The organism is Mesorhizobium sp. WSM1343, from assembly GCF_055901535.1.
In genome coordinates this window covers 5,591,552-5,607,671 of the sequence record NZ_CM148370.1, presented here as the reverse complement: position 1 = coordinate 5,607,671, position 16,120 = coordinate 5,591,552, and the positions used below count along the sequence as shown (strand labels likewise).

14 protein-coding genes are annotated in these 16,120 nt (G+C 63.4%); 2 read left to right on the top strand and 12 right to left on the bottom strand.

The genetic code is table 11. The annotated features are described in order from the left end of the window. Positions 1 to 72 precede the first annotated feature (72 nt). The gene (locus tag AC0NIL_RS27355) at positions 73 to 228 is read left to right on the top strand and encodes a hypothetical protein (protein WP_196815386.1); all 156 of its coding nucleotides are present in this window, start codon (positions 73 to 75) and stop codon (positions 226 to 228) included. Here the strand turns inward: AC0NIL_RS27355 and AC0NIL_RS27350 are convergent. The 4 genes from AC0NIL_RS27350 to AC0NIL_RS27335 all read right to left on the bottom strand — a co-directional run bounded on the left by AC0NIL_RS27350 (position 212) and on the right by AC0NIL_RS27335 (position 3,911). Further along, positions 212 to 619, bottom strand: a complete 408-nt coding sequence (locus AC0NIL_RS27350; protein WP_473572777.1) for a hypothetical protein — start codon at positions 617 to 619, stop codon at positions 212 to 214. The two genes, AC0NIL_RS27355 and AC0NIL_RS27350, sit on opposite strands and share 17 nt — an antisense overlap. A 181-nt stretch (positions 620 to 800) precedes the next feature. Further along, positions 801 to 1,940: an alpha-hydroxy acid oxidase gene (locus tag AC0NIL_RS27345; RefSeq protein ID WP_275953889.1), complete on the bottom strand. Its 1,140-nt coding sequence runs from the start codon at positions 1,938 to 1,940 to the stop codon at positions 801 to 803. A 101-nt stretch (positions 1,941 to 2,041) separates the two neighbouring features. Further along, positions 2,042 to 3,142: an isocitrate/isopropylmalate dehydrogenase family protein gene (locus tag AC0NIL_RS27340; protein WP_275953888.1), complete on the bottom strand. Its 1,101-nt coding sequence runs from the start codon at positions 3,140 to 3,142 to the stop codon at positions 2,042 to 2,044. 25 nt (positions 3,143 to 3,167) lie between these two features. Next, positions 3,168 to 3,911, bottom strand: coding sequence for a glucose 1-dehydrogenase (locus AC0NIL_RS27335; RefSeq protein ID WP_013533144.1), 744 nt, complete (start codon positions 3,909 to 3,911; stop codon positions 3,168 to 3,170). Positions 3,912 to 4,052: 141 nt separating this feature from the next. Here AC0NIL_RS27335 and AC0NIL_RS27330 point away from each other — a divergent pair, with 141 nt between their 5' ends. After that, complete coding sequence (locus tag AC0NIL_RS27330; RefSeq protein WP_275953887.1) at positions 4,053 to 5,549, top strand: aldehyde dehydrogenase family protein; 1,497 nt, start codon at positions 4,053 to 4,055, stop codon at positions 5,547 to 5,549. A 100-nt stretch (positions 5,550 to 5,649) separates the two neighbouring features. Here the strand turns inward: AC0NIL_RS27330 and AC0NIL_RS27325 are convergent, their stop codons facing one another. The 8 genes from AC0NIL_RS27325 to AC0NIL_RS27290 all read right to left on the bottom strand — a co-directional run bounded on the left by AC0NIL_RS27325 (position 5,650) and on the right by AC0NIL_RS27290 (position 16,109). Further along, positions 5,650 to 6,546 carry a LysR family transcriptional regulator gene (locus AC0NIL_RS27325; protein ID WP_275953886.1) on the bottom strand — a complete coding sequence of 299 codons (897 nt, stop codon included), beginning with the start codon at positions 6,544 to 6,546 and terminating at the stop codon, positions 5,650 to 5,652. Between the two features lie 124 nt (positions 6,547 to 6,670). Next, the gene (locus AC0NIL_RS27320) at positions 6,671 to 8,170 is read right to left on the bottom strand and encodes a sugar ABC transporter ATP-binding protein (RefSeq protein ID WP_275953885.1); all 1,500 of its coding nucleotides are present in this window, start codon (positions 8,168 to 8,170) and stop codon (positions 6,671 to 6,673) included. Positions 8,171 to 8,173: 3 nt separating this feature from the next. Continuing rightward, positions 8,174 to 9,268 carry an NHL repeat-containing protein gene (locus tag AC0NIL_RS27315; RefSeq protein WP_275953884.1) on the bottom strand — a complete coding sequence of 365 codons (1,095 nt, stop codon included), beginning with the start codon at positions 9,266 to 9,268 and terminating at the stop codon, positions 8,174 to 8,176. Continuing rightward, positions 9,265 to 11,382, bottom strand: coding sequence for an ABC transporter permease (locus tag AC0NIL_RS27310; RefSeq protein WP_063167479.1), 2,118 nt, complete (start codon positions 11,380 to 11,382; stop codon positions 9,265 to 9,267). The genes AC0NIL_RS27315 and AC0NIL_RS27310 overlap by 4 nt, the downstream gene beginning before the upstream one ends. A gap of 12 nt (positions 11,383 to 11,394) precedes the next feature. After that, entirely contained in the window at positions 11,395 to 12,411 is a 1,017-nt protein-coding gene (locus AC0NIL_RS27305; protein WP_064994996.1) for a sugar ABC transporter substrate-binding protein, read from the bottom strand. Between the two features lie 33 nt (positions 12,412 to 12,444). Further along, the gene (locus tag AC0NIL_RS27300) at positions 12,445 to 13,443 is read right to left on the bottom strand and encodes an ABC transporter permease (protein ID WP_224620012.1); all 999 of its coding nucleotides are present in this window, start codon (positions 13,441 to 13,443) and stop codon (positions 12,445 to 12,447) included. A gap of 349 nt (positions 13,444 to 13,792) precedes the next feature. Next, positions 13,793 to 14,617 (bottom strand): alpha/beta hydrolase, encoded by an 825-nt coding sequence (locus AC0NIL_RS27295; RefSeq protein ID WP_473572776.1) that lies wholly within the window; start codon positions 14,615 to 14,617, stop codon positions 13,793 to 13,795. A 10-nt stretch (positions 14,618 to 14,627) separates the two neighbouring features. After that, the gene (locus tag AC0NIL_RS27290) at positions 14,628 to 16,109 is read right to left on the bottom strand and encodes an NAD-dependent succinate-semialdehyde dehydrogenase (RefSeq protein ID WP_063167481.1); all 1,482 of its coding nucleotides are present in this window, start codon (positions 16,107 to 16,109) and stop codon (positions 14,628 to 14,630) included. Between the last annotated feature and the right edge of the window lie 11 nt (positions 16,110 to 16,120).

Sequence of the window (16,120 nt, the reverse complement as noted above, 5' to 3'; positions counted from 1 at the left end):
TCCTGCCGCCAGTCAGGCGCTATGGCTCAGGCTCGCTGGTTGAGCAGCGGAGCATGCCGCGCTCAGGATCTGATGCCTCGCATCCTCAAGGGGGATTTCACCTTTGTCGCAAATTACCTCGTCATCGTCGTCCCTCAGGTTGCTCCCGACAAACAGAAGGAATTCTTGGACAGTCTTATTGGTCACCTCGGACCGGAACCGGAGAAGTTTCTCATCGGCGGGCGGTGACTTCACGGTTGCGGGCTACGATCTGCTCGTGGCGGAGGGGAGGCGTCGCCTCCATGAAGCCCTTGATCAGCGCGTCGCGAATTCTGGGTGCGCGCGCCTTTTCCGCCGTGGACAGCGCATCCTGAAGATCAGGCAACGTCAGTTCCGTGCAGTAGGCGGGCGTGCCCGGTTGCTGGCGCCAGGAATTCGCGAGATCGCCGGCATCAAGTGCGTCGAAACCGGTCTCGTTCACCAGTTCGGCGAAGACACCCGCAACGTGCTTCGCGACATTCTGAAGAACGGGTGGATGGAACCGAAAACAGCACCGGGCGGCCGACCTTAGTCTGCCTATCCGACTGCGCAGCCTTTCGAATTTAATCACGCCCGCCGCTAGCGGGTGTGCATCAAACAAGTGCTCTCTGACAGGCGGCCGTTGGGCTTGGGAAGGAGCGGCGTGTGAGGGCGGCAATTGGTCGGCCGCCCGCAGCCGCTTGCACAACCGCGATAGCAAAACCTTGGCATGATGAGGAAGAATATTGGACGAGCGGGGGTTTTCTGTACCTCTTGACCAAGCGTGAGCACTCGTCTTGGCGCTATGCTATCATTTCTGATCCCGCTTCCTGAAAACGGGGGATCCCGCAGAGCCTGAGGCAAGTCACCATTTCGTCCAGGATGATATCCAGTGCCTTGGCCACGCCGGGCTCGCCAGCCACGGCGCCGAACAGGGCGGCCCGGCCGATCGCCGCGACGGTGGCGCCGCGTGCCTTGGCCTTGACGATGTCCGTGCCCGTGCGGATACCGGAATCGATGAGGATCGGGATTTGGGCGCCAAGTGCCTGACGGATAGCGGGCAGGGCATCGATGCTCGATACAGCACCGTCGAGCTGGCGGCCTCCATGGTTGGACACCCAGATGCCATCGGCACCAGCCGCCACCAGTCGCGACGCATCGCCCGGGTGCAGGACGCCCTTGACCAGCAGCCGGCCTTTCCACCAGTCGCGGATCTGGCGGAAATCGTCCCAGTCGAAACCTGCATGGAGGCTGCCGCCAACACGCGCGGCGATCGTCAGGCCGGCGCTGTTGTCACCGAGATAGCCGCGGACGTTCTCGAACTGGGGCAGACCGCCGCGCAGCAGGCGCAGCGACCAGCGAGGATGAAGCATGCCTTCCCAGAGATGCCGGGCCGAAGGCCGCAGTGGGATAGATATGCCGTTCCTAATATCCTTTTCGCGCTTGCCACCGGCTTGCAGATCAACGGTCACCACCAGCGTCGAATAGCCAAATTCTTCCGCTCGCCTCACCAACTGGCGATTGAAGTCGAAATCCTTGAGCACATAAAGCTGGAACCACAGCGGCCCCTGTACGGCTCGCGCCATGCCTTCGATGCTGGCCGTGGCCATGGTGGAGAGCGTGTAGGGGATGCTGCGAGCGGTTGCCGCCCTCGCGATGGCAATGTCGGCTCCGGGCCTGACCAGCGCGCAGGAGCCCATCGGGCTGATCACCAGCGGTGTTGGCAAGGTCTCGGACCAGAGCGTCGTGGAAACGTTCGGATGCGAAACATCGGTAAGCACGCGCGGCAAAATTCTGATCTTTTCGAAATCGCTTCGATTGGCTTTGAGGGTGAGTTCTTGCCCCGCCCCGCCATCGATGAATTCGAAGACGGATTTCGGCAGACGACGACGGGCAAGCGTGCGAAAGTCCTCGACCGAAACATGGCGATCGAGAGCGCCCATCTTAGGTCTGGACCCTGTGCCCGCCGGCGATGAATATCCGGCGCATGAGCGTCTGGCCGACCTTGCCAGGTCCAACAAGATTTATCCTTGGCTTGGTCATATCAGTCGCGCCCGGCCGTGAGCCGGTCGCAGACCGAACGGGTTATCTCGCTGGTCGACGCCCTGCCTTTCAGGTCGGCGCTCAGAAGCCCATTGGCCAGGCAGTCCTCGGTCACGCGACGGATGCGCGCGGCGGCCTGGTTGAGCCTCTCGTCGCCATGCTTGTGGCCGAGCCAGTCGAGCATCGAGGCTGCCGACAGGATCGTCCCATAAGGGTTGGCGATACCCTTGCCGGCAATGTCGGGTGCCGAGCCGTGCGCGGCCTGGAAGAAGCCGTTGGCCACGCCGATCTCGGCTGAAGGCGCCATGCCCATCCCGCCCACCGTCGCGGCGGCGAGGTCGGACAGGATGTCGCCGAACATGTTCTCGCTGACGATGACGTTGAAATGACCCGGTTTCACCACGAGATGCATCGCCATGGCGTCGACCAGCGCGTGCTCGGTCGCGATATCGGGATAGTCCTTCGCCACTTCGTCGAAGACGGAGCGAAAGAAGGCATAGCTGCGCAGCACGTTGGCCTTGTCGCAGCAGGTCACTCGGCGCACGCCGTCACGGGGCGCGCCGCCCGACTGGCGCGCCAGTTCGAAGGCCTTGCGTGCGATGCGCTCGATGCCGGAGCGGGTCTGCACCAGCGTGTCGACCGCCACTTCGCCGCGCAACAGCGCGCCCGATCCCCGCGCGGCGTAAAGCCCTTCGCTGTTCTCGCGCAAGATGATGTAGTCGATATCGCCGGCCTTCACTCCGCTCAACGGGCTCGGCACGCCCTCGAAGAGCCTGACGGGGCGGATATTGGCATAGAGATCGAGTTCGAAGCGCAGCCTCAGCGTGAAATCCAGGCCTGCTTCGGTCCCATCGGGATGGATGACGCCCGGCAAGCCGCCCGCACCATGCAGGATGGCGTCCGCCTCGCGGCAGGCCTGGAAGGTCGGCTCGGGAAAGCTCTGGCCGGTCTTCAGGAAATGCTCGGCTCCGGCCGGGTATTCGCTGAAGTGCAAGGGGCTGCCGGGACCGAGCGCTGCTTTCACCACTTGAACCGCTGCGGCGCAGACTTCCGGGCCGATGCCGTCGCCATGCACCACGGCGATTTCGTAGACAGGCTTCATCGCCAACTCCCAAATGGTCTAACGCTCAGATGCACTTGCCGCCATCGACGTTGAGGTCGACGCCGGTGATCATGCTGGCCTCGTCGGAGCACAGGAATGCCGCGGCGTTGCCCATGTCCGCCGGCGTAGACAGCCTGCCGATCGGAATGGTGGCGACGACGCGGGCGCGGTTCTCTTCGCCGGAGCCGATGAAAGTGGACAGAAGTGGCGTGTCGCCGGCAACCGGATTGATGGCGTTGACGCGGATGCCGAAGGGGGCGAGTTCCACGGCCATGGCCCGGGTGGCGGCAATCGCCCAGCCTTTGGAAGCATTGTACCAGGTCAAATTCGGGCGCGGCGAGACGCCGCCGGTGGAGGCGACGTTGAGGATGGCGCCCGATTTGATGGATTTGAAATGCGCAACGACCGCACGGGCGCCATTGTAGATGGATCGCATGTTGACGTTGGCGATCCGGTCGAACATCTCTTCGTCCATCGTCTCGAGCGCCAAGGGCGGCTGGGCCACGCCGGCATTGTTGACCAGTATGTCGAGACCGCCAAAGGCCGAGCGGGCCAGGTCTGCCGCCGCTTCGAAGCTTCCGAGTGTCGAGACGTCGCCAGTGATTGGCCGCACATTTTCGCCGGCTTCGGCAGCAACGCGGGCCGCGGCGGCCTCATCACGGTCCATCAAAACGACCAGCGCACCTTCGGTGACGAATTTCCTGACGATGCCTTCGCCAAATCCCGAACCGCCGCCCGTGACGATAGCGACCTTGCCAGCAAGTCTCATATCTGTTCCTCCGTTGCCGGCACCATCGGGGAAGTCGCGTGCATTGCACAGTCCGATTATCTGAACGCCCTTTTAGCTTTCCTTGTTTGAGGTCGACCGGCGTGGGAGTCATAGTCGCCACGGAATTGTGAGGAGGAAGAGATGACGCTGAATTTCGACCCGCGGGCGAAGGCCACGGCGCTCTACCATGGCGAATTCCGGCCGATGTTCGTCGGCGGCAAGTGGGTTCCGGCACAATCCGGCCAGGAGATGCAGGCGCTCAACCCGGCGACTGGCGAAGTGTTGGCCACCGTGCCGCGTGGCTCGGCGGCCGACATCGATGCGGCGGTGGCCGCTGCGCGCACGGCCTTCGAAGGGCCGTGGTCAAAATTCTCGCCCTACGAGCGGCAGTGCGTGCTTCTGCGCATCGCCGATCTCTTCGAGACCCATTGGGAAGAACTCAGCGTTTCCGACACTCTCGACATGGGACTGCCGATCACGCGCACGCTCGCCAACCGGCGGCGCGTCATCGGCATGCTGCGCTTCTATGCGGGCATGGCGACCGCGCTGCATGGCGAATCCATAGACAATTCGATCCCCGGCGAGATCGTCTCGTTCACAAGGCGCGAGCCGGTAGGCGTTGTCGGCGCGATCATCCCCTGGAACGCTCCGACTGCGGCGTCGATCTGGAAGATCGCGCCGGCGCTCGCCACCGGCTGCACCATCGTGCTGAAGCCCTCGGAGGATGCTTCGTTGACGCCGCTGCTGATCGCCAGGCTGATGCAGGAGGCCGGCGTTCCCGACGGCGTCGTCAACGTCGTCACCGGCACCGGGACAGAGGCCGGGGTGCGGCTCGCTGAACATCCCGACGTCAACAAGATCGTCTTCACCGGCTCGACGCTGACCGGCCAGGCCATCGCGCGGGCGGGCGTGACCAACCTCAAGCGCGTTTCCCTGGAGCTCGGCGGCAAATCGCCGATCATCGTCTGCCGCGATGCCGACATCGACAAGGCGGTTCCGGTCGCCGCGATGGCTGTGTTCGTGCATTCGGGCCAGATCTGCATCGCCGGTTCGCGGCTTTTCGTGGCCCGCGAAATCCATGACGAATTCGTGCGCCGGGTCGCCGAGTTTGCCGGCAGGCTTCGCATCGGCCACGGCATCGAGGCGGAAACCGAAATCGGCCCGCTCATCAATGCCAGGCAGGCCGGCAAGGTGGTGGGCTATATCAAGGCCGGCCGCGACGAAGGCGCGGAACTGATGGCGGGCGGCTCGCGACTGACCGGCGGGCCCTACGACGGCGGCAATTTCATCGCGCCGACTGTCTTTGGTGCGGTGTCGGACAAGATGACCATCGCGCGTGAAGAGATCTTTGGTCCGGTGATTTCGGCGATGCCGTTCGACACGCTCGACGAAGCCGTGGCGCGGGCCAATGCGACGCCCTATGGCCTGGCGGCCGGCATTTTCACCAGTCATCTTGGCACCGCCCACAAGCTCGCCCGCCGCATCAAGGCCGGCTCGGTATGGGTCAACATGTACCACGCCATCGACCCGGCGGTGCCGTTCGGCGGCATGAAGATGTCCGGCTACGGCCGCGAGGGCGGCATCGAACATCTGCATGAATATCTGGAGACCAAGTCGATCTGGATCCAGACCGACTGAGGGTGCGCTGATATTCAGGTGAGGCCGGGCTGCCAATGGCGGCATTCCCAGCGCACCATTCTCGGCGCTCGTGCAAGATGCCTGTCCGAAGGCGCGACGCTCAGTTTGCCAGTTCGCGCAAATTGGTGCGGATGAGGTTCATCAGCTGTTCGGAGAAGGAGTGGTGCACATAGCCCCGCGCGGTGATGATGCCGACCGAGCGGTGGGCGTCGCGATGGTCGATCGGCACCACCCGCATACGCTCGTCATTGCGCGAAATGGCGATGCCGGGCACCACGCAGACGCCAAGTCCCGAACACACCAGTGCCACCGCCGTCTGTGCGCTTTCGACCTCGTATTGCGGCTTGAACTCGATGCCTTCCGCCGCCGTCAGCCGATCGACAAGGCCGCGCACGGCGGTCTTGCGGTTGAGCAGGATGAGCGGATAGCACAGCAGGTCGGAGAGCAGCAGCTTCTTTTCGCCGCCGTATATTTCCGTGGGGATGCAGGCCATCAGCGGATCGTCGAGGATGGACTCGAACTGGAAGTCCGTCAGGTTTGGCAGTTCCGGGCCGATGTAGAACTCGACCTCCTGCTGTTGCAAAAGGCCAAGCGCGGCCTGCGGCGGGCTCTCGATGACCTCGACGATGCTGCGTGGATAGCGCAACTTGAATGTCGCCAGGATATCGCCCAGCCGGCTTGCCGCGAGCGTCGGGGCACAGGCGATCTGCACTTTGCCCTTGCGCCGAGCGGCGACCTCCGTCAGGCGGTCGAGGCTGGTCTGCACCTGTGACATCACGTTGGCGATCTCCTCGAACAGGATCTGGCCTTCCGGCGTCAGGCTGGCACGCTGTGCGGTGCGGATGAACAGCGAGATGCCGATCTGCTCCTCAAGGTCGCGAATCTGCATCGAGACCGCCGATGGCGAACGGTTGCTCTCCTCGGCAGCACGTCGGAAGCTGCCGTTTTCGGCGGCAAGCAGGAACGTCTGCAGAAGTTTGAGGTTGACGCTGGGCATATCCGCTCGGGCAGGGTGATCTGACCCCTGACCTATTCAGACGCGGAACCGATTGCAAGGCAATAGGGTAGGCCAGACATTGGTCCTGGCTTGGCCGGCAAAAGTGTCTCTCTTGTCGAGCCGCTCAATGAACCGCGGCGAACATGACGCGTTCCTCGGTGGCCTCCGAAAGCATCATCTCCTCGACCACGCGGCCGCGCTTGACCACCAGAATGCGATCCGAAACGGCGAGAATTTCAGGCAGGTAGGACGAGATGACAACGACGGCCATGCCTTGCTCGGCGAGATCGCTGATGAGCTGGTGGATCTCGACGATGGCGCCGACGTCGACCCCGCGTGTCGGCTCGTCGAAGATCACCAGCCTCGGCTTCTGAATCAGCGATTTGGCGATCACGACCTTTTGCTGGTTACCGCCGGAGAGCTCGATCATCCGGGCTCGGTCGCTGGTCTGCCGCAGGCTCAGACGTTCGCTCCATTCGCGGGCAAGTTGCCTGGCCCGCGCCAGCGACACCATGGAGACGGGATTGGCGCCCTCGGTCAGTTCACCCATTTGCAGGTTCTCGCCCGCGGTCATGGTTTCGAAGAAACCGTCGACCTTGCGATCCTCGGTGACATAGACGATGCCGTCGCGCACCGCAGGCCTGGGCACCCGATAGCGCACCGACTTGCCGAGCAGGCGGATCTCGCCGCCGTGGAAGATGTTGCGCTTCAACAGTCCGGCGACGACCTTGGCCATTTCGGTGCGGCCGGCGCCGACAAGGCCGAACATGCCGGTGACCTGGCCCGAAAACACCGAGAAGGAAGAGTTGCGCACCAGGCCGGCGCAGGACAGATTCTCGACCGAAAGCACCTTGTCGCCGTAGGGGCGCGCCGTGCGCTTGACCTCGCCATGCAGCGTTTCGGTGAGCGTGCGGCCGACCATGGCCTGCACGATCGAGGCGCGGGTGAAGCCCTTGGCCTCGCCGGACGCGACGATCTCGCCATCGCGCATGACCGTGATGCGGTCAGCGACGGCAAGCGCCTCTTCCAGCGCATGGGTGATGAAGATGACGGCGATGCCCTCCTTCACCAGCCGCTGCAAAAGTTTGAAGAAGTGGCTCTTCTCTTCTGGCGTCAGCGTCGCGGTCGGCTCGTCGAAGATGATGACGCGGGCCTTGTGGTGGACGGCGCGCGCGATCTCCACCATCTGCTTGTGCGCCGCGCCCAGCGTGCTGACCTGCGCGGACGGGTCGACCTGGAAGCCCATGCCGGCGAGGAACTGCCGCGCCTGAATGTAGAGGCCGCGCAACCGGTTGAACATCTTCTCTTCGCCGAGATAGAGATTCTGCGCTACCGTCATGGCCGGCACCAGGTTGGTTTCCTGGAACACCATGGCGATGCCGGCGCGCAGCGCTTCGGCGGGCGTGGCGAAGGACACATCCTTGCCGTCGAAGGTCATCTTGCCCTCGGTCAGCTTGAAGACACCGGCCATGACCTTGGTCAGCGTCGACTTGCCGGCGCCGTTTTCCCCGAGCAGCGCGTGGATTTCGCCTTTGCGCAGGTCGAAATTGACATTCTTGAAGGCCGGAATGCGCGCGAATGCCTTGGCGGCATCCCTGAGTTCAATGATGTTGGCGTCCGACATCGCTTAGCCTCGCTTGCCGCTGGCGGCGCTCGCCACGCGCACGATCCTCGATCCGCCGCGCGAGGCGACCAGCAGATCATCGCCCAGCTCGCAGGCGCTCAGCGTCCCGTGCACCTTGCCGTCTGCGCGCGAATGGAAACTCGACAGCGGCTTCATGTTCTGGTCGCAAAGAACCACCAGCCCGTAGGACCTTGTCACCGCGTATGGCTTCAGCACGTTCATCTGCTTCAACTGGCTGCCTTGCATGGGCTCGCGATAGTCGCGCCATGAGCCGAGCGACGGCGCCATCCAGTAGGCCTCCGGGACTTCCGCCAGCATGCGCGTGCGGTAGGTCTCCTCGCGCAGGATGAACTCCACCAGTTGGTTGCGCACGGAATAGAAGGTCAGCCAATAGCCGGCGTTGAAGGCCGGGGCGATGCGGGCGGGGTAGGCCGGCAGATGCTCCAGCATGGGCAGCGTCGCCTTGGTGGCAAGGTCGATCGCCAGCACGCGGTGGCGCCAGGCCTCCGAAACGTAGATGCGGTTGGAGCCGGTGGTGGCGATGCCGGCCGGCCAGGCCAAGCCGTCCCTGATAAGCTCCAGCCGGCCGTTTTTTAGATCGAGCCGCCAGACCGAACCGGACACGCTCTTCTGCATCAGGTCGCGACGCCAACCGCTCGCCGGCACTGAGGCCGAACCGTTGGCCACCAGCAAGGTGTTGCTGTCGAGGAAGGTGAGAGCGGTGATGCAGGAGAGGCGCCGAGCCTCCTCACCCGTCGCCTCGCGCCCGTCATGCAGGCCGCCGTGGACGACGACGCCCTTGCCGTCGATGGCCATCGCGGTCATGCCGCGGGCATGGGCGAGTGCGGTGATCTCGCCCGGAAATTCCTGCAAGGTTTCGGCATGGCCGTCGGCGCTAAAGCGCATCAGCCGGTTGGCGCTGCTTGCCAGAATGCCCTTTTCGGTGCGTACGAGATTGTCGGCCTCGGCGAGGCCGGCGAACGGCTCGGCTTCCTCCAGTCCTTGGTTGGGCAGCAACGGCCCGTCGAGCGTCGGCACGGTCACTGCCCACTCGCCACGGCCGAGAAAGCGGTCAAAAAGCTGGCTCAAACCGCTCATGGCTTTTTGCCCCAGTATGAATCCGAGCTGAACCAGTCGGGATCGACGCCTTTCAAGGGCAAGGTGCCCATGCGGTTGTTGAAGATGCCGCAGAGATAGAGGATGCCCTTGTGCTCGCGCATCGAGGTGATCATCGGATGCTTCTCGCCGGCCTGGTCCCACAGGCTTTCGAGGATCTGGCCGTTCTCGTCGAAGCGCAGCACGCAGCCGGTGTTGAGATTGGGCATCAGCCACGCGTCTTCCGATACGCGCCGCGCCATGCGACGGCGGAAGCTCGGCATTTCAAGCGAGAGATCCAAGGCCGGCGTGCGCATGCCCATCAGGGCCAGCCAGTAGGTACCGTCGGAGGCGCGGTTGATGTTGTCGGGATAGCCGGGCAAGCCCTCGATGACGCGCTCGACTTGGCCCTTCTTCGGGCCATCGAAATAATAGCGGCTGATGCGGCAGGCCCAGCTTTCGGCGAACAGCACCGACTGGCCGTCGAAGGCCGTGCAAATGCCGTTGGGGAAGACGAGGTTCGACAGCAGTGTGCGTGTCGAACCGGATTTGGGATCATGGACGATGATGCGTCCGTTGCCGCGGCTTTCCAGCGCGTCGGCATACCAGTCATGCATTTCGAAGCGCACTGTCGCTTCCGAGAAGACGATACGGCCGTCCGGCAGGATGTCGCAGTCGTCGGCGAGCTTCATGGTCGAGTCGTCGACCACCGAGGTCAGTGAGCGGTTGGTTTCGGCGGTCAGCAGCTTTACGTCGCCGGCCGGCGAGACCTGATAGAGGCCCATGCCGGCGACGCAGATGACGAGGTTGTCGTCGCGGTCGAAAGCCATGCCGAGCGGCGAGCCGCCAATATGTGCGAACACTTCGCTATCGGTGTAATGGGGCGGCTGGAAGCGCAGGATCTCGCCCTGGCGGCTGCCGGTGTAGAGACGGTCCTGCCGGTCGAAGATCACATCCTCCGCGCCATCGAGAACGCCGAGGCCGATGACGCCGACGTCCTTCAACCGGTCATTCACCGCCATTGGCGCGCCGGGCGCGGTCGAGATCGCCTGCGGCATCTTGGCGAAGGTTGGCGAGATGTAGACGCTGCGCAGGATCTTGTGGCGGTTCTTCACCCAGCGAACGTCGAGAAGCACCGACAAAAGCAGCACGATGCCGAGGATCAGGAAATTGACCGGGCCGGGCACGGCCAGCGCAAGCAGACTGTTCGACAGGACAAGCACGAAGACGGTGCCCATCAGCGCCTTGGCGACCGAGCCGCGCCCGCCGCCTAGCGAGATGCCGCCGAGCACGGTCGCGGTCAACACCTGCAGTTCGAGACCGGTGCCGATGTCGGAAGCGGCACTGCCGATGCGGGCCGAGAAGAAGAAGCCGGAGAGCGCCACCAGTACCGAGCACAAGACATAGGCGCTGAACAAGATGAAGCGCACATTGATGCCGGCATTGTAGGCAGAGCGGCGCGCGCCGCCGACCGCGAACAGCCGCCAGCCATAGCGGGCGCGCGACAGCACGAGATGGATGATCAGCGCGATGACGACGAACACCACAAAGGATGTCGGCACGCCCCAGATTGTGCCGAAACCAAGGAAATCATAGGCCGGCGAATCCGGACCGCTGGTGACGATCCGCGTCGAGACCTGCGGGAAGACGATGTCGAAGGTCGAGCGGTAGATGATGAGCGTCACCAGCGTGGTGAGAAACGCCCGCATGCGCAGGAAGCCAACCAGGAAGCCGTTGATGGCGCCGCAGACGACGCCGAGGCCCAGGCACGCCAACAGGCCGGTACCAAAGCTCCACTGCTCGACATTCATCCCATAGAGCGTGACCAGCACGGCGAGCGCGAAGGTCGACCCGACAGACAGATCGATGCCGCCTGACACCATGACGATGGTCATGCCGAGCACCACAAGGCCAAGCTCGGCGGTCTGGCCGCTGAGATTGGTCAGCGTCGCCAGATCGAAGAAGCCCGGCACGATCGAGCCGAAGATCGCGCACAAAATGACCAGCGCCGTGAAGGGGATGACGCTGTCGATCCACTTCTTGGTCAGGATCTCCCCGACCACGTGGTCGGGGAGCAGGCGGTAGCGCCAGCGCACAAGGCTTTCAGCCATGCTCATCAAGGAAGTCCGTTACTTGAGCTCGTCCAGCTTCCAGCAATTCCTGCCGGTCGCATTGGCCTTGTCGACGCGGGTGATCGGGCCGAAGAAGATGGTCTTCTCGCTACCCGCCTGCCGGCCGGGCTGCTGCAGCAGCTCGGAAATCTGTTGTGCTGCGATCTCGGCCTGGATCGGGGCATTAAAGTTGAAGATCACGTCGAGCAGCCCGTTCTTGATGCTCTCGCAGCCCGTGGCGCTGCCCGCGCCATTGGTGACGATCGTCACCTGGTCCTGCTTGCCGGCGGCCACGACGGCGGCACCGGCGCCGACCTCGGCATTATCCCAGATGCCCATGATGCCGCACAGGTCCGGATGCTGCTGGAGGACCGTCTCGGTGATCTGGCGGGCCTTTTCGCTCATGTAATCGGCCGGCTGGTCGGAGACGAGCTGCAGCTCGGGATTGGCCTTCAGCACCTCGTCGATGCCGGTGCGCATGTAGATGTTGGCGGCACCCGTCTGGACGCCGGCGAGCCAGACCACCTTGTGCGAGACGGCATTGGGCCCGGTGCAGTGCTTGGCCAGTTCGCCCATTTCGAGACGGCCCATTTCGATCCAGTCGTTGCCGACATAACTGTCCGTCTGGGTGGCCGACTGCATGTTGACTTGCAGCACCTTGATGCCGGCCGCCTGCGCCTGTTTCAACAGGCGTGCGTAGGTCTGGACGTCGGGGTTCTGCACGATGATCAGGTCCGGCTTCTCGGCGATGGCGCCCTGCATGGCGCGAATGCCGGCATTGGTGTCGCCGGAGGGATCGCGCACTTCGAGGCTGAAGCCGTAGCGTGCCGCGTGACGTTGCCACACCACCACCCATGCCTGGTTGAGGTCCATGCCCTGCGAGATTGGCACGAAGATGACCTTCTTGCCCTTGAGCGCCTCGAGATAGGTAGAGCGGCCGACCTGATCAGTTTCCTGCGCCGTGGCGATTTTCGCCGCGCCCAGCAGCGCCAGCGCTGTCATGCCCGCGAGCAGGCAGTTCTTGAACAACTTCATGGTATCCTCCCAGATTTATGTCTCGGTTCTTGTTCAGATGTCGCCGCTTTGCGAGGTCTGCTCGTCGCGCGGATTGATGATGGCGTCGATCGCCAGCGCGCCCAGCAGGATCACGCTCTTGATCAGGTTCTGGCTGGTGTAGCTGAAGTTCAGGATCGTCATGCCGTTGGTCAGGATGCCGACCAGGATGGTGCCGACGATGACGTTGCGTACGCCGCCCTGGCCACCGGAGAGGCCGATGCCGCCCAGCACGACCACCAGCAGCACGTCATAGATCAGGCTGGAATTGTAGAGGCGCGTGTCGATGCCGGTGACCAGCCCCAGCATGATGATGCCGGCGATATAGGCAATGAGGGCGCTGATGACATATTGCGTCACGATGATCGGGCGCGTCGGCAGCCCGGTCGTGCGGGCCGCGTTCGGGTTGTCGCCAGTAGCATAGACCAGCCGGCCGAAGCGGGTCTTCCTCAGGAAAAAGCCCATGAGCGCGGCCACCGCCGCGAAGATGATCACCGACATCGGGATGCCGAGGATGGTTCCGTTGCCGACGAATTTCAGCCAGCCGATATCGGAGGGGGCATAGAGCACGTCGGACGCAAAGACGATGCGGCCAGAGCCGTAGACCGAGGACGCGATGGCAAGAGTGGCGAAGATCGGCGGAATTTCGGCCACCGCCACCATGACGCCGGTGAACAGGCCGATGGCCGCGACCAGGATGGCGCCGAAGACGACGGCCAGCGTGAAGTCGACGCCCCAGGTGGAGATCCAAATGCTGAAGGCGACGCCGACGACCATCACCGCCACCATGGTCAGGTCGATGCCGCGCCCAACGACGATGAACCCCATGCCGACGGCCAGCGTGCCGAGGATCGAGACATTCTTGAGAATGGCAAGGATGTTGCCCTGGCTCAGGAAATTGTTGAGCGTCGCCGAGAACACCAGGAAGAGGACGGCCGAGATCGCGCCGACGACGAGTTCCTGGGACATCTTGATGCCCAAGCGCGCGGTGTCGGATTTGCCCGAACCAGCCAAGTCTGTTCCTCCCTCGCTGCCGGTTTGAACCAGCGGCGTGCCAAAGCGGCCTTGCCCCAGGGGCTTTGCCGCGACGACGTTCCTCCACAGCCCTAAGCCGGCTGCTTGCGTAAAGACCATCGCGGCTCAGGGCGGCAGGGGCAATTTCGATTTTCTGATGCGCTGTGCAGTTCGTCAGTGTGGAAAAAGAGGATGAGGAATCGTCGGTTGTGTGCTCTGCCGGATTTCACCTGTCGCAAAGCTCAGCCCGATGCCGGCAGCGTGCCGCGATCCCCGTGACGGTACTTTCCTGAGTGACGGGAGTGTCAAGTAAGGCACAAGCGGGCCCTGCTCTCCCTGGGTTTCCGTCCTACAGGCCGTTTCCATCGATCATCGCCATCAGGCAATCGCCAGCTTGTGTGCCGCTGATGCCCAGATCACGCACGCTGTTCATGTGGTTTCGGTCATTCAGGCGGAGGTCGCTGACAGGGTGCCCCTGCGCGCGCAAGCGCTTTCCGAAGTCGGCGGCCTGCTGGTGAAAAGGTGACGTTTCCTGATCTCCGACGAGAATGGTCGCTGCCGTCTCCGGGTCATGCCACCGCGTCATTGGGGTGAAGGCAGCTGCCTCCTCATCGGTGATGCCGATTAACGGCTGGAGGAAGGAGGTCTGAAGGGGCTTGAGGTCGTAAAGGCCGCCTAGCAGCAGCGCCGCACGTATGCGCGACGGCATTGGCGCCTTTTCGAACAGGAATGTGGCCAGGTGCGCACCCGCCGAATGACCACTTACGCTTAGCCGGGCAGGGTCGCCGCCATGGGCGGCTATATTGTCCAGCACCCATTGTTTGGCACGCCGGATCTGGTCGACGATTGCCGCCATCCTGAATTCGGGCATCAGCGCATAGTCGACGATGACCGCGATCGCCCCAGCTTTGGTGACTGTGTTCGCTACATAAGAATAGTCGCTCCTGGAGAACATGCGCCAGTAGCCACCATGGATGAAGGTGTGCACGGGAAGATCCCTGCGCACACCGGGCGGAAAGAACAGGTCCAACCTTTCGGCCTCGCCCTCGCCATAGGCGATACCCGCCGATATCGGCAGGGTCGCCCGGGTTTCGGCGCTGCGAGTCACTATGTCGGCCACGATATCGTCAAAATCGGCCACATGGTCGCGCGTGCGGAAAGGGTCCTTTGACATGACTGCCGGTTCAGAAGGTGACGGCAATATATTTAGCCTCCATGAACTCGGCGATGCCGTGGTGCTGGCCGCCTTCGCGGCCAAGGCCGCTCTGCTTGACGCCTCCGAATGGTGCGGCCGGATCCGACATCAGTCCCCGGTTGAGGCCGATCATGCCGGCCTCGATCCCCGACGCCACCCGCATGCCGCGCCCAACATCGCGTGTGTATATATAAGCGGCCAGGCCATATTCCGTGTTGTTAGCATGGGCGATGGCCTGGGCCTCGGTGTCGAAGCGTGTGATAGGTGCCACCGGGCCGAAAATCTCCTCGTGCGCCATCTCCGCATCCGGCGGCACCTCGGACAGCACTGTTGGCGGATAGAAGAATCCTTCTTCCTCCGAAATCGCCCCGCCGCAAAGCACCTTGGCTCCCCGGCCCACCGCGTCCTTGACCAGGCGATCGATCTTGTCGACAGCCTTTCTGGTGATCATCGGCCCGCACTCGGTGTCGGCATTCGGGCCCGCCCCCACCTTAAGTGCCGCCATGCGCTTGCGGAGCCCGTCGGCAAAAGCATCATAGATTCCCGATTGCACATAGAGGCGATTGGCGGCGGTGCAGGCTTCGCCGGCGTTGCGCATCTTGGCGATCATCGCGCCATCGAGGGCGGCGTCGAGATCGGCATCGTCGAAGACGACAAACGGGGCATTGCCGCCGAGTTCCATAGAACACGAAATGACATGCTTTGAAGCCTCGCCGAGCAAGGTTCGGCCGACACCCGTCGACCCCGTGAAGGACAGCTTCCTGACCCGCGGATCGGCAAGCATGGCCGAAGTCAGCGGCCCGGGACTGGTCGTGGTCAGCACGTTGACGACGCCGGCAGGCACGCCGGCTTCGCTGTAGAGTGCCGCCAGCGCATAGGCCGTCAGTGGTGTTTCGCTGGCCGGCTTTAGGACGACAGTGCAGCCTGCCGCCAGCGCCGGCGCGATCTTGCGGGTCGCCATCGCGGCCGGGAAATTCCACGGTGTGATCAGCACGCAAATTCCGATCGGCTCATAATCGACCACGATCCGGTTGGTGCCGGATGGCGCGGTGCCGAATTCACCGGTGATCCGGACCGCCTCTTCGGCATTCCAGCGGAAGAACTCGGCGGCATAAGCCACTTCGCCGCGCGCGTCGCGCAGCGCCTTGCCGTTCTCCAGCGAGATCAGCATGGCGAGCGTTTCGGAGCGTTCGACCATCAGTTCGAAACAGCGCCTGAGGATTTCCGAGCGTTTGCGCGGCGCAGTTTCCCGCCATCTCCTAGCTGCTTTGGCCGCCGCCTCGACGGCGGCGGTGGCGTCCTCGACCGTCGCATCGGGAACCGCCGCGATCACCGCCCCGGAGGAGGGATCGACGACATCGATGAGCCGACCGTCGGAGGACGACCGCCAAGTGCCGTCGATGTAGAGTCCGTGCGAAAAACCGCGCACGTCATAGCCATCCTGGTCGAGTTGCTGAGTGTTCAAATTCATCGCTTTGTTCC

Coding starts and splice junctions, on each gene's coding strand:
- AC0NIL_RS27345 (WP_275953889.1), bottom strand. CDS start 1,940: ATGGGCGCTCTCGATCGCCATGTTTCGGTCGAGGACTTTCGCACGCTT.
- AC0NIL_RS27290 (WP_063167481.1), bottom strand. CDS start 16,109: ATGAATTTGAACACTCAGCAACTCGACCAGGATGGCTATGACGTGCGC.
- AC0NIL_RS27340 (WP_275953888.1), bottom strand. CDS start 3,142: ATGAAGCCTGTCTACGAAATCGCCGTGGTGCATGGCGACGGCATCGGC.
- AC0NIL_RS27335 (WP_013533144.1), bottom strand. CDS start 3,911: ATGAGACTTGCTGGCAAGGTCGCTATCGTCACGGGCGGCGGTTCGGGA.
- AC0NIL_RS27305 (WP_064994996.1), bottom strand. CDS start 12,411: ATGAAGTTGTTCAAGAACTGCCTGCTCGCGGGCATGACAGCGCTGGCG.
- AC0NIL_RS27315 (WP_275953884.1), bottom strand. CDS start 9,268: ATGAGCGGTTTGAGCCAGCTTTTTGACCGCTTTCTCGGCCGTGGCGAG.
- AC0NIL_RS27355 (WP_196815386.1), top strand. CDS start 73: ATGCCTCGCATCCTCAAGGGGGATTTCACCTTTGTCGCAAATTACCTC.
- AC0NIL_RS27330 (WP_275953887.1), top strand. CDS start 4,053: ATGACGCTGAATTTCGACCCGCGGGCGAAGGCCACGGCGCTCTACCAT.
- AC0NIL_RS27320 (WP_275953885.1), bottom strand. CDS start 8,170: ATGTCGGACGCCAACATCATTGAACTCAGGGATGCCGCCAAGGCATTC.
- AC0NIL_RS27295 (WP_473572776.1), bottom strand. CDS start 14,617: ATGTCAAAGGACCCTTTCCGCACGCGCGACCATGTGGCCGATTTTGAC.
- AC0NIL_RS27310 (WP_063167479.1), bottom strand. CDS start 11,382: ATGAGCATGGCTGAAAGCCTTGTGCGCTGGCGCTACCGCCTGCTCCCC.
- AC0NIL_RS27325 (WP_275953886.1), bottom strand. CDS start 6,546: ATGCCCAGCGTCAACCTCAAACTTCTGCAGACGTTCCTGCTTGCCGCC.